Raw genomic sequence first — 12422 nt, 5'->3', positions numbered from 1 at the left:
CGGCGAAGCTCACGCATGGCCGAGCCGCCAGGCGAGGCCGGCCACCGAGCCCCGGGCGAGGTGGCCGCGTGAGCGACGTCATCGAGACCGCGCGGCGGCAGGTGCTGGAGGAGGGCAAGGGGCTCACGGCCGACCAGGTCCTGGAGTGCCTGACCCTGCCGGACGACCGTGTCGAGGAGTTGCTCGCGCTCGCCCACGAGGTCCGGATGCGCTGGTGCGGCCCCGAGGTCGAGGTCGAGGGCATCGTGTCGCTGAAGACGGGCGGCTGCCCCGAGGACTGCCACTTCTGCTCGCAGTCCGGCCAGTTCGAGTCGCCGGTCCGCTCGGTGTGGCTGAACATCCCCGAGCTGGTCGAGGCCGCGAAGGAGACCGCGAAGACCGGCGCCACCGAGTTCTGCATCGTCGCGGCCGTCCGCGGCCCGGACGAGCGCCTGATGTCGCAGGTGCGCGACGGCATCAAGGCCATCAACGACGCCGTCGAGATCAACATCGCGTGCTCGCTCGGGATGCTCACCCAGGAGCAGGTCGACGAGCTGACCGCGATGGGCGTCCACCGCTACAACCACAACCTGGAGACCGCCCGCTCGCACTTCCCGAACGTCGTCACCACCCACTCGTGGGAGGAGCGCTGGGACACCCTGCGCATGGTGAAGGACGCCGGCATGGAGGTCTGCTGCGGCGGCATCATCGGGATGGGCGAGACCGTCGAGCAGCGCGCCGAGTTCGCCGGCCAGCTCGCCGAGCTGGAGCCCGACGAGGTCCCGCTGAACTTCCTCGCGCCGCGCCCCGGCACCCCGTTCTCGGACCTCCCGCTCGTCGAGGGCCCGGACGCGCTCCGCACCATCGCCGCGTTCCGGCTCGCCCTGCCGCGGACGATCCTGCGCTACGCGGGCGGCCGCGAACTCACCCTCGGCGACCTCGGCACCCGCGAGGGCATGCTCGGCGGCGTCAACGCGATCATCGTCGGCAACTACCTCACGACCCTGGGCCGTCCGGCCGAGAAGGACCTCGACCTGCTCACCGACCTCCAGATGCCCATCAAGGCCCTCAACAAGACCCTCTGACGGTCCGAGAACTCACGCGTCCGCCTAGCGGCGTGCCGCGCGGCACGCCGCTCCGCGATCCGCGCGATCCGCCGCTTGTCCTCGTCGCGGAAGTGCCCCGTCATCGCACGGAACGCGTGTTCGGAGTGTACGCGGAACGTCGCACTCCGTGCGGGGGGCGGGAGGGGAGGTCAGTGGCGGCGGAGGCGGGTGATGAACTTGTAGCGGTCGCCGCGGTAGAGGGACTGGGCCCACTCGACCGGCTGGCCCGTCGTGTCGAAGGCGTGCCGGGACAGCAGGAGCATCGGCAGGCCCACGTCGACGCCGAGGAGCTGGGCGTCGTGCGGGGTGGCGAGGACGGTCTCGATCGTCTCCTCGGCCTCGGTGAGGTGGACGTCGTAGGCCGTCGCGAGCGTCTCGTACAGCGAGTGGTGGCGGGGCAGCTCGCGGCGGAGCCCGGGGAAGCGGCGCGCGGGCAGGTGCGAGGTGTCGATCGACATGGGCTCGCCGTCGGCGAGGCGGAGCCGGTGGACGCGCAGGACCCGGCCGCCGGGGCGGATGCCGAGGAGGGTGGCGAGGTGCTCGTCGGCGCTGACGTACCCGGCCTCGAGGATGCGGGTCTCGGGGCGCAGGCCGTGGTGCCGCATGTCGGAGGTGTAGCTGACGAGCTGGAGCTCCTGCGACACCTTCGGCTTGGCGACGAACGTGCCTTTGCCCTGGATGCGCTGCAGGCGGCCCTCGACGACGAGTTCGGCGAGGGCCTGCCGGACGGTCGTGCGGGACGTCTCGTACTTCTCCGCGAGGGCCCGCTCGGGGGGCAGCGGGCTGCCGGGCGGGAGCGACTGGATCAGCTCGACCAGCAGCTCTTTCAGCTTGTAGTACTTCGGGATGCGGGGTGCGTGGCTGGAGTGGTGCCTACCGATGTCGCTCAACGAGGCCCGGTCGAATCCGCCCCCGTGCCGGGGCCCGCCCCTGACCTCCGTCACGGCATCTCCTCACGTTCATCATCGGTTCTCCCCGATGTTATGCGTGCAGACTACGGCCGGTAGAGCGCGCGATCTCCGCCAGGGCGCTCCCGAGGCTTGTGAGGTCGGCCTCGTCCACGGTGGCGCGGGCGGTCAGCCGCAGGCACGCGCGTCCCTTCGGTACCGAGGGCGGGCGGAAGCAGCCGACGCGGACACCGTGGTCAGCGCAGATCTCGGCGCCGCGGAGGGCGGCGTGCGGCTCGCCCAGGTAGACGGGGACGACCGCCGCGGCGGGCGGCGCGGTCTCGAGGCCGGAACCGGCCGCGAGCCCGGTCATCCGGCGGGCGACGGCGCGGGCGCGGGCGGGCAGGGCGGGGTCGGCCTCCAGGACGTCGAGGGCGGCGAGGGCGGCGCCGACGGCGGGCGGGTTCAGGCCCGTGTCGAAGATGAACGAGCGGGCCGTGTCGACCAGCGCGTCGACGACCTCGGGGGCGCCGAGGACCGCGCCCCCCTGGGACGCGAGGGACTTCGACAGCGTGAGCGTGAGGACGACGTCGGGCTCGCCGGCCAGGCCGGCGGCGTGCGCGGCGCCGCGGCCGCCCGCGCCGACGACGCCGAGGGCGTGCGCCTCGTCGACCACCAGGAGGGCGCCGTGCGACCGGACGAGCGCGTGCAGTTCGGCGAGCGGCGCGAGGTCGCCGTCGACGGAGAAGACGGCGTCGGTGACGACGACGGCGTGGTCCTCGTCGCGGTCGGCGAGGGCCTCGGCGACGGCGGAGGTGTCGCGGTGCGGGACGACCGCGACGCGGGACCGCGACAGCCGGCAGGCGTCGACGATCGAGGCGTGGTTCGTCCGGTCGGACACCACCAGGACGTCGGGGCCGGAGAGCGCGGTGACGGCGCCGAGGTTGGCGAGGAAGCCGGAGGAGAACACGAGCCCGGCGGCGGCGCCGGTGAACGCGGCGAGCCGCCGGTCGAGCTCGGCGTGCAGCTCGGTGGTGCCGCTGACCAGCCGCGACCCGGTAGAGCCGGTCCCGAAGGCGCGGGCCGCGGCGGCGGCGCCGGCGGCGAGGCGGGGGTCGCCGGACAGCCCGAGGTAGTCGTTGGACGCCAGGTCGATCAGGTCGCCGGTGCGGGGCCGGAGCGTGCGGCGCAGCCCCGCCGCGTCCCGCCGCGCGGCCGCGTCCCGGAGCCTGGCGAGGGGATCTGCGGGGATCATGCGGGCATCCTGCCAGGTGCCCGGGGCGGGGGGACGCGCGGGTCGCGCCCGGAAGCGATGGGCGATGATGGTGGTGTGCCTACCTTGACCGATCTGGTCCGCGATCACACCGACCTGACCGAGACGGACGTGGAGTGGCTGCACGCCCTCGTGTCGGACTGGCAGCTGCTCGCCGACCTGTCGTTCGCCGACCTGCTGCTGTGGGTGCCGCTGCGGATCGGGGACGCGCCGCCCGCGGACGCGCGGGGCCGCGCCCTCGACACCGGCGCGGCCGTCCCCGGCTGGGTGGCGATCGCGCAGATGCGGCCGACGACCGGCCCGACCGCGTATCCGGAGGACCTGGTCGGGAAGGTGGTCCGGACGGGACGCCGGAAGCTGATCGACGTCGCGTGGCGGGAGCGCCGGATCGTCCGGGAGGGCGACCCGGAGTGGGGGAGCGGCATCCCGGTGCGGGAGGAGTCGATCCCGGTGCGGCGCGGCGCGAAGATCCTCGGGGTGATCCAGCGGAGCACGAACCTGAGTTCGGCGCGGACGCCGAGCCGGCTGGAGCTGACGTACCTGCAGTCCGCCAGCGACCTCGCGAAGATGATCTCCGAGGGGCGGTTCCCGGTGCCGGGGGAGGAGCCGAACCTGGTGCGCTCGCCGCGCGTCGGGGACGGGCTGATGCGGCTGGACCGGTCGGGGCGCGTCACGTACGCGAGCCCGAACGCGCAGTCGGCGTACCGGCGGCTCGGCTACCCGACGGACCTGGTGGGCGAGAACCTCGGGGAGATCACCGCGGAGCTGTGCGACACCGGGGAGCCGCTGGAGGAGGCGCTGAGCGTGCTGCTCAGCGGCCGGGCGCCGCGCGAGGTGGAGGTGGAGGCGCACGGCCCGATCATGCAGCTGCGGACGATACCGCTGGTCGTCGGCGGCACGCGGATCGGCGCGATCGTCCTGTGCCGGGACGTCACCGAGCTGCGGTGGCGGGACCGGGAGCTGATGACGAAGGACGCGACCATCCGGGAGATCCACCACCGGGTGAAGAACAACCTGCAGACGGTCGCGGCGCTGCTGCGGCTGCAGGCGCGGCGGCTGCGGATCCCGGAGGGGCGGGCGGCGCTGGACGAGGCGGTCCGGCGGGTCGGGTCGATCGCGATCGTGCACGAGACGCTGTCCCTCACGCCGGACGAGCTGATCGACTTCGACGACATCGCCGACCGGGTCATCACGATGGCGGGGGAGGTGTCGACGCCGGAGACCAAGGTCACGCCGAAGCGGTCCGGGAACTTCGGGGTGCTGCCCGCGGAGGTCGCGACGCCGCTCGCGATGGCACTGACGGAGCTGCTGCAGAACGCCCTGGAGCACGGGCTCGCGCACCGGTTCGGGACGCTGGAGGTCGTCGCGCACCGGACGGGCGGCGGCCGCGACGGCGCGGCGGACGAGCCGTCCGACCTGCGGCGCAGGGCGGCGCGGCAGCCGGTGTGGGGGGAGCTGTCGGCGGCGGGCGAGCCGGAGCCGCGCCCGGACGGGCCGGACGTCCGGGACGCGGCGGGCGAGCGGCGCCTCGTCGTCGTGGTGGCGGACGACGGGGTGGGGCTGCCCGCCGACTTCGACGTGGAGAGCAGCAACAGCCTCGGGCTGCAGATCGTGCGGACGCTGATCGTCGGGGAGCTGGGCGGGAACCTGGACTTCCGGCGGCGCGAGGGCGGCGGCACGGAGGTCGTCGTGGACGTCCCGCTGGACGCCGGCCACCGGGGCGGCCCGCCGTGGTGACCGGCCCGGCACGGCGAAGTGCCCGCGACCCCGGGGTCACGGGCACTTCGGAAGTCTCGCGGCGCTGGTTCGGCTCTCCGGCCGGGCGGGCTCGGAGGCGGCGCCGTGCGGTGGACGGCGGTTACAGGCCGGCGTTCGCGCGGGTGCGGGCGCGGGCCGCGCGGCGCTTGAGGGCGCGGCGCTCGTCCTCGCCCATCCCGCCCCAGACGCCCGAGTCCTGCCCGGACTCCAGCGCCCAGCGCAGACACGCGTCGGTGACGTCACAGCGCCGGCATACCTGCTTGGCCTCTTCGATCTGCAGGATCGCGGGCCCGGTGTTGCCGATCGGGAAGAACAGCTCGGGGTCCACGTCACGGCAGGCTGCGCGGTGGCGCCAGTCCATGCGGTCCACTCCTTCGTCAGGCGGTGGAGACACTCCACCCAATTGTGAACGATTTCACATGTCGCGAACGCCCGGAGCGGCGGTGGCCGGGTCCAGGGGTGGTTGTTCGACGGCGCCGTGAGCAGGCGGTCGGCGTCATCGGGACCCCTGTCGTTCGGGCGCAACTTGAGCGTGTCAGGGGCGCACTACCAGGCGCAAGACCTTTGAGAAAGGATTCTCAAAGTATGGGTGTCGCATGTGTCACATCAGTGGGTCGAACGTGTTACTTGGATCTCAACACAACGGCCGGGGTGCCTCATATGACGATCCGGATGGCCTTCGGCACCGAACGGAACGTCACACTGCGGTGCTCGCCGAGGTAGTCGCCGTCCAACTGAAAGGCGACGGGACGCTCCGCCCGCACCGTGACCTCCGCCGCGTCGTGCACGTTCACGACGTCCCGTCCCTGCACAGGACGGGTGCGGGCCAGCAGCATCCCCGCCACCGCCGCCAGCGTCGGCCCCACCCGCAGCGTCCGGACGCCGAACACGTCGAGCCCCCGCGCGAAGTGCGCGAGCGGACTCGGATTCACCGGAAGGCGGCCCACGAAAGTCCACGGCGACGTATTAGAGATGAACGCCAGGAACAGGCCCGATTTCGGCGGGCGCCCCGGCTGTTCCAACGTGAGCGCGGGCCGGCGCCGATCCGTGCCCGCGAAGAAATGGCGAACGGCCGTTCGAACATAGAGCGACGGATCGGCCTTCCGGCCCGTTCCGCGCCGCCGCTCGACCTCCCGGACGACCTCCGCGTCGAGCCCGACGCCCGCGCAGAACATGAAGTACCGCTCGGGGCCGTCGCCCGGCCGCGCCGCGCCCAGCCCGACCGTCCGGTAGCGGCCCGCCCGCAGCGCCTCCAGCACCACGCCGGTCGCGCCGATCGGGTCGTCGGGCAGCCCGAGCGCCCGCGCGAACACGTTCGCGCTCCCGGTCGGCAGCACCGCCAGCGCGGGGGGTTCGGCGACGCCCGCCGACAGCAGGCCGTTCGCGGCCTCGTTGACCGTTCCGTCCCCGCCGACCGCGATCACCACGTCGTAACCGTCCGTGGCCGCGTCCCGGGCCAGTTCCACGGCGTGCCCGCGGTGCCCCGTCTCGGCGATGACGAGGTCGAGGTCGCCGGCGCAGGCCCGGACCAGCAGTTCGCGGGCCCGCCGGGAGGTGGAGGTCGCCTTGGGGTTGGCGATGAGCATGGCGCGCACGGCGCCAGGTTACCGAGAGTCGCACCGGACGTTCCCCGGGGCGTCGCCCGGACGCCCGCCGGGCGCCCCTCCGGGCGGCGACCCGGGAGAGCCCACCGGGCCGGGCCGAGTAGGGTTTCGTTGTGTCCAAGCGTCTGAGCGCCGCCCGCCCCAAGACCGTGTACGCCGCCGCCGGCCTCGAGGCCGCGGAGGGCGCCGCCGCCGTCGTGTACGGCGCGTACGTCGGCGTGGAGACCGCCATCGGCGAACCCGTCGACCCGGTCAGCGCGATCGGTGTGACCGTCCTCGCCCTCGCCGGCGGGATCGGGATGCTCGCCTGCGCCCGGGGCCTGCTCCGCGCCGACCAGTGGAGCCGCGCCCCCGCCGTCCTCACCCAGCTGTTCGCGCTGCCGGTGGCGTGGTCGCTGTGGCAGGCCGAGCAGTACGCCATCGGCGTCCCGCTGGGCGTCGCCGCGATCCTCGCCCTGGTCACCCTGCTCAGCCCGCCCAGCACCGCCTGGCTCGTCACCGACCACGACGAGGACGACGACGGCGACTCGGAGGGCGGCGCGGAGGGCGGTGCGGACGCGGAGAAGTCCGCCGGGAAGCCGTCCGGCGGAAAGTGACGGGCCCGGCGGCCGAAGCCACCGGGCCCGCACGGGTCACTCGTCCGCGGTCAGGCCCTCGCGGAGCTGCGCCAGCGTCCGCGCCAGCAGCCGCGACACGTGCATCTGCGAGATGCCCAGCTCCGCCGCGATCTGCGACTGCGTCATGTTGCCGAAGAAGCGCAGCAGCAGGATCTTCTTCTCCCGCGCGGGCAGCTTCTCCAGCAGCGGCTTGAGGGACTCGCGGTACTCGACGCCCTCCAGCGACTCGTCCACCATGCCGAGCGAGTCCGCCACCGCGGGCGCGTCCTCGTCACCGGAGTCGGGCGCGTCCAGGGACACCGTGGAGTAGGCGTTCGCCGACTCCAGGCCCTCCAGCACCTCCTCCTCGCTCATCTGCAGGTGCGCCGCGAGCTCGCTCACCGTCGGCGCGCGGCCCTCCCGCTGCGCCAGGTCGCTGATCGCCTTGGTGAGCGACAGCTTCAGCTCCTGCAGCCGGCGCGGCACCCGCACCGCCCAGCCCTTGTCGCGGAAGTGCCGCTTGATCTCGCCGACGATCGTCGGCGTCGCGTAGGTGGAGAACTCCACGCCGCGCTCCAGGTCGAACCGGTCGATCGACTTGATCAACCCGATCGTGGCGACCTGGATCAGGTCGTCCAGCCACTCGCCGCGGTTCCGGAACCGCCGCGCGAGGTACTCCACCAGCGGCAGGTGCAGCTCCACGAGCTGGTCGCGGATGCGCTGGCGCTCCGGGTCGCCCTCCGGCAGCTCGGCGAGGCGCTCGAACAGGGCGCGCGCCCGCGCGCGGTCCGGCACCGCGCTGTCGGACCGCTCGTTGTCCTCGCCCGCCAGGGTCGTCTTCTCCGTCACTGGGGCCCACCCGCACCGCGCCGCTTCTGCAGCGTCACGGTGACCCGGTCGTCGGAGCCCACCTTGGCGTCCACCTCGCCGGCCAGCGACGAGAGGACCGTCCACGCGAACGTGTCACGGCTGGGCTCCCGGCCGTCCACGGTCAGCACCGATACGGAAATGCGCATCGCCTCCCCGGTCAGCTCGAACTCGCACGACAGGTCGGTCCCGGGGACGGCCTGGGCCAGCAGCATCGCGCAGGCTTCGTCGACCGCGATGCGCAGGTCCTCGATTTCGTCCAGCGTGAAGTCCAGCCGCGCGGCGAGCCCCGCGGTGGCGGTCCGCAGGACGGACAGGTACGCGCTCGCGGCGGGCAGCTTCACCGTCACCACGTCGCGGACGGACAACTTCGTACTGGCCGGCATTGCAGCGGTTTCCTCGGTCACGTCACTCCCTCGCAGGATGGTCCCGCTGCCTTCGAAACTACCGCCTGCGAAGCACTCCGCGAGACTCCAACGCGCGTGTTTGTTTGCAAGGCCCTCGGCGTCAGGCCGCGGGGCGGCCTTCCTTCAACGGGCCTCGCGGCGATTGCTGCATCGCTCCGACTCGCCTGGCGGCTCGCTGCGCGATCAAGTTCTCGCGAGCTCGAACTTGGCTTCGCTCGCAATCACAGTGGTTCCCGTGCGCTCTGGCTGGGGAAGCGGTCGGCCGGGTGGGTGCCTTGCTTTGCGGGCGGGGGGCGGCACTCGGGTCCCCTGTCGGTGCGGGGTGGGGTGGGGTCGGTCACGTTGGGTCAGGTGGTGGCGGGGGCGGGGAGGAGGGCTCCGCGGTGGGTGATGACCTCGGCGGCCAGGGCGGTCGCGGATGCGGCGGCGGCGCGGCGGGTGGCGCCGGTGAGGCGGGCGGCCAGGTAGGCGCCGTTGTAGGAGTCGCCGGCGGCGGTCGTGTCGACGACGTTCGCGACCGCGCGGGCGGGGACGCGCTCGGTGGTGCGGGCGTCGGCGATGAGGCTGCCGCGGGCGCCGAGCTTGACGGCGATCTCCCGGACGCCGGACGCGCGGAGGCGGCGGACGGTGTCGTCGGGGGTGCGGTCGCCGAAGACGGCGCGCTCGTCCTCGAAGGTGGGGAGGGCGATGTCGGTGCGCGCGAGGACGTCCGACATGGCGACGGCGGCGAGGGTCGGCGACGCCCAGCCCGCGGGGCGGTAGTTGCCGTCGAAGGCGACGCGGCCGCCGCGGCGGCGGGTCTCGTCCAGGACGGCGAGGAGGCGGGCGCGGGCGGACGTGGTGAGGATCGACAGGGTGATGCCCGAGAGGTAGACGACGTCGTGGTCGGCGAGGGCGTCGTCGAGGGCGTCGGGGTGGCCGGGGCCGAAGAGGGCGCGGGCGGCGGACTGCGACCGGTAGTAGTGGAACGTGCGCTCGCCGCGGTCGTCGGTGCGGATGAGGTAGAGGCCGGGACGGCCGTTCGGGATCACGCGGGTGAGGGCCGAGCCGACGTTGCGGTCGGCCCAGGCGGCGCGCATCTCGGCGCTGTAGGGGTCGTCGCCGACGGCCGTGACGAACTGGACGTCGACGGGGGCGGAGCGGGCCAGGTAGGCGGCCACGTTGAAGGCGTCGCCGGCGTAGCCGAGCGCCAGCCGGTCCGGGTCGAGGTGGCTCAGTTCGATCATGCACTCGCCGATCAGCGCGACGCGGATGTTCTGCATGGCGGCTCCCGTCTGTGATGGGGCGACGATACATCTAGACAACAAGTGATCTGATGACTAAGACTTCATGTGCCGTGATTCACACGCCATGGAGGGGCCCGATGGATCCGATGCAGCGCTACGAGACGGACGGCTACGCGATCTTCCGGAACGTGCTGGACGCCGAGCTGATCGCCGAGGCGGACGAGCACGTCCGCTGGTTGCAGGAGCGTCACCCGGAGAAGGGCGGCGAGGACCTGTCGACGGAACTCGTGGCCGAGGACCCGTTCTGGGTGCGGCTCGTGTCGGACGACCGGCTGCTCGACGTCGCGGAGCGGTTCGTGGGGCCCGACATCGCGCTGTTCGCGTCGGCGTACATCTCGAAGCCGCCGTACACCGGGAAGGCGGTGCTCTGGCACCAGGACGGCTCGTTCTGGCCGCTCGAACCGATGCGGGTGGTCACGCTGTGGCTGGCCGTCGACCGCTCGACGCCGGAGAACGGCTGCCTGCGGGTCATCCCGGGCAGCCACCGCGGCGGGCTGCACGACGTCCGGGAGCGCGACGACGTCGAGGCGGTGTTCGGGGTCGAGAGCGCGCGGGAGGTGGACGAGCGCGAGGCCGTCGACCTGGTGCTTGAGCCGGGTGACGTCGAGGTCCACCACCCGAACATCATGCACGGGAGCAACGCCAACGAGTCGCCGTACCGGCGGTGCGGGCTGACGATCCGGTACATCCCGACGTCCACGAAGATCACCGCGGAGCCGTCGCCGTTCCCGTCGGCGCTGCACCTGCGGGGCGAGCCGGGAGTGAACGAGTACCGGCCGCGGCCCCGGTACGCGGCGGGGGAGCACTTCGCCTTCCGGGGCGCCGAGAGCTGGACGTGATGCGGAACTGGGGCGCCCGCCTGCGGGAGATCGCGCTGGCGGGCCTGCGGGCCTTCGTGCTGGAGAACGAGCTGCTGCGCGTGGTCGTCCTGGCCGGCAAGGGCGGCGACGTCGTCGAGTTCCTCCACAAGCCGTCCGACACGGACTTCGTGTGGCTCTCGCCCGACGGGCTGCGCGCCCCGGGGGACGGCGCGTCCGACGACGTCGCGGTGTTCCTCGACCGCTACGAGGGCGGCTGGCAGGAGGTCCTGCCGAACGGCGGCGCGCCGAGCGTCTACCGGGGCGCCCGTTTCGCCCAGCACGGCGAGGTCGCCGGGCTGCCGTGGGACGCGGAGGTCGTCGCCGACGACGAGCAGGAGGTCGCCGTCCGGCTCAGTGTGCGCGCGCACCGGATGCCCCTGCGGGTGGTCAAGACGTTCCGGATGGTCTCGGGCGTCGCCGAGCTGGTCGTCGAGGAGGAGCTGGCGAACGAGTCCGATGTCGAGCTGGACGCCATGTGGGGCCACCACATCGTGTTCGGTGCGCCCTTCCTGAAGCCGGGCCACCGGATCCGGGTGCCGGACGGGGCGCGGGTCGTCCCGCACGCGACCCCGATCGGGCCGGGCGGGCGCCGTGTGCGCGCGGGCGGCCCGCACCGGTGGCCGCACGTCCCCGCGGACGGCGGCGGGACGGTCGACCTGAGCGTCGTCCCCGCGCCGGGCGGGCCGAGTGAGATCGTCTACCTCACCGACCTGGACGAGGGCCGCTACGAGGTGGTCGACCCCGCGGGCGGTCCGGGGCTGCGGGTGCGGTGGGACGAGTCCGTCCTGCCGCACCTGTGGCTCTGGCAGGAGCTCGGGGCGACCGCGGACCACCCGTGGTGGGGCCGCGCGTACGTGGTCGGGCTCGAGCCGTTCGCCGGGCACCCGACCGACGGGCTGGCGGCGGCGGTGGAGAACGGGACGGCGCTGAAGCTGGGCCCGCGGGCGGTGCGGCGGCTGTGGCTGCGCGCGGGCGTCATCGAGGGGAGCACGGGGTGAGCGAGTTCGAGGGCAAGGTCGCGCTGGTCACCGGCGGGTCGCTGGGCATCGGGCGCGCGGTGGTGGAGCGCCTCGCCGGCGCGGGCGCCGCCGTGGTGTTCTGCGGGCTCGACGGCGTGGCCGGCGCCGAGGCGGAGCTGCGGGCGGCCGGGCGGACGGTCACGGGCGTGGTCGCCGACGTGCGGGACGCGGCGGCCGCCGAGGGGCTGGTGCGGACGGCGGTGTCCGAGCACGGCGGCCTCGACACGGTGGTGACCTGCGCGGGGGTGCAGCGGTACGGGACGGTCGAGGACACGTCCGAGGAGACGTGGGACGAGGTCCTGGACGTGAACGTCAAGGGCGTCTTCCTCGCGTGCCGCGCGGCGGTGCCCGAGCTGCGGCGCCGGGGCGGCGGGACGATCGTCACGGTGTCGTCGGTGCAGGCGTTCGTGTCGCAGGCGGGGGTCGCCGCCTACAGCGCGAGCAAGGCCGCGATCAACGCGCTGACCCGGGCGATGGCCCTCGACCACGCGGCCGACGGGATCCGGGCGAACACGGTGTGCCCGGGGTCGGTCGACACCCCCATGCTGCGCTGGGCCGCGGACCTGTTCCGCGGCGGCGCCGACCAGGACGCCCAGGTCGCCGAGTGGGGCCGCGCGCACCCGCTCGGGCGCGTCGCGCGTCCGGAGGAGGTCGCCGAGGTGGTGGCGTTCCTGGCCGGTCCGCGCTCCTCGTTCGTCACCGGCGCCGAGCACCGCGTCGACGGCGGCCTCCTCGCCCGCAACCCGGCGGCACTGCCGGACCACTGAGCCCCGCTGCAAC

13 protein-coding genes are annotated in these 12422 nt (G+C 73.6%); 6 read left to right on the top strand and 7 right to left on the bottom strand.

The features are described 5' to 3' along the window. Positions 1–68: 68 nt before the first annotated feature. Positions 69–1064: a biotin synthase BioB gene (gene bioB / locus H505_RS0105745; RefSeq protein ID WP_026401221.1), complete on the top strand. Its 996-nt coding sequence runs from the start codon at positions 69–71 to the stop codon at positions 1062–1064. A gap of 170 nt (positions 1065–1234) precedes the next feature. On the opposite strand, the gene H505_RS0105740 is transcribed toward bioB, so the two are convergent. Next, on the bottom strand, positions 1235–1975 hold the full coding sequence (locus tag H505_RS0105740; RefSeq protein WP_084549930.1) for a GntR family transcriptional regulator: 741 nt from the start codon (positions 1973–1975) through the stop codon (positions 1235–1237). Between the two features lie 91 nt (positions 1976–2066). Next, a complete protein-coding gene (locus H505_RS0105735) occupies positions 2067–3227 on the bottom strand; it encodes an 8-amino-7-oxononanoate synthase (protein WP_026401219.1) in 1161 nt (386 codons plus the stop codon). A gap of 75 nt (positions 3228–3302) precedes the next feature. On the opposite strand from H505_RS0105735, the gene H505_RS0105730 reads away from it, so the two are divergent. After that, positions 3303–4982, top strand: coding sequence for a sensor histidine kinase (locus H505_RS0105730; RefSeq protein ID WP_026401218.1), 1680 nt, complete (start codon positions 3303–3305; stop codon positions 4980–4982). 121 nt (positions 4983–5103) lie between these two features. On the opposite strand, the gene H505_RS0105725 is transcribed toward H505_RS0105730, so the two are convergent. Continuing rightward, positions 5104–5364 (bottom strand): WhiB family transcriptional regulator, encoded by a 261-nt coding sequence (locus H505_RS0105725; protein ID WP_026401217.1) that lies wholly within the window; start codon positions 5362–5364, stop codon positions 5104–5106. Between the two features lie 295 nt (positions 5365–5659). Then, a complete protein-coding gene (locus tag H505_RS0105720; protein ID WP_026401216.1) occupies positions 5660–6598 on the bottom strand; it encodes a diacylglycerol/lipid kinase family protein in 939 nt (312 codons plus the stop codon). A 122-nt stretch (positions 6599–6720) separates the two neighbouring features. On the opposite strand from H505_RS0105720, the gene H505_RS39995 reads away from it, so the two are divergent. Next, on the top strand, positions 6721–7203 hold the full coding sequence (locus H505_RS39995; RefSeq protein ID WP_064743495.1) for a hypothetical protein: 483 nt from the start codon (positions 6721–6723) through the stop codon (positions 7201–7203). Positions 7204–7239: 36 nt separating this feature from the next. Here H505_RS39995 and H505_RS0105710 read toward each other — a convergent pair whose 3' ends face one another. The 3 genes from H505_RS0105710 to H505_RS39990 form a co-directional block, all read right to left on the bottom strand. Continuing rightward, complete coding sequence (locus H505_RS0105710; protein ID WP_026401215.1) at positions 7240–7998, bottom strand: RNA polymerase sigma factor SigF; 759 nt, start codon at positions 7996–7998, stop codon at positions 7240–7242. 50 nt (positions 7999–8048) lie between these two features. Beyond that, on the bottom strand, positions 8049–8477 hold the full coding sequence (locus H505_RS0105705; RefSeq protein ID WP_026401214.1) for an ATP-binding protein: 429 nt from the start codon (positions 8475–8477) through the stop codon (positions 8049–8051). A gap of 347 nt (positions 8478–8824) precedes the next feature. Beyond that, positions 8825–9739, bottom strand: coding sequence for a sugar kinase (locus tag H505_RS39990; protein WP_034516837.1), 915 nt, complete (start codon positions 9737–9739; stop codon positions 8825–8827). A 101-nt stretch (positions 9740–9840) separates the two neighbouring features. Here H505_RS39990 and H505_RS0105695 point away from each other — a divergent pair, with 101 nt between their 5' ends. Genes H505_RS0105695 through H505_RS0105685 form a run of 3 tightly spaced genes read left to right on the top strand, consistent with a single transcriptional unit; the run spans position 9841 to position 12409 of the window. Next, the gene (locus tag H505_RS0105695; protein WP_026401213.1) at positions 9841–10602 is read left to right on the top strand and encodes a phytanoyl-CoA dioxygenase family protein; all 762 of its coding nucleotides are present in this window, start codon (positions 9841–9843) and stop codon (positions 10600–10602) included. Beyond that, positions 10602–11621 (top strand): DUF4432 family protein, encoded by a 1020-nt coding sequence (locus tag H505_RS0105690; RefSeq protein ID WP_034516836.1) that lies wholly within the window; start codon positions 10602–10604, stop codon positions 11619–11621. The genes H505_RS0105695 and H505_RS0105690 overlap by 1 nt, the downstream gene beginning before the upstream one ends. Next, positions 11618–12409: an SDR family NAD(P)-dependent oxidoreductase gene (locus tag H505_RS0105685; protein ID WP_026401211.1), complete on the top strand. Its 792-nt coding sequence runs from the start codon at positions 11618–11620 to the stop codon at positions 12407–12409. Before H505_RS0105690 ends, H505_RS0105685 begins: the two co-directional genes overlap by 4 nt. Positions 12410–12422: the final 13 nt, after the last annotated feature.

This window comes from Actinomadura rifamycini DSM 43936, from assembly GCF_000425065.1.
GTDB lineage: Bacteria > Actinomycetota > Actinomycetes > Streptosporangiales > Streptosporangiaceae > Spirillospora > Spirillospora rifamycini.
The sequence above is the reverse complement of the archived record's forward strand: the minus strand, read 5'-3'. Positions and strand labels throughout refer to the sequence as shown.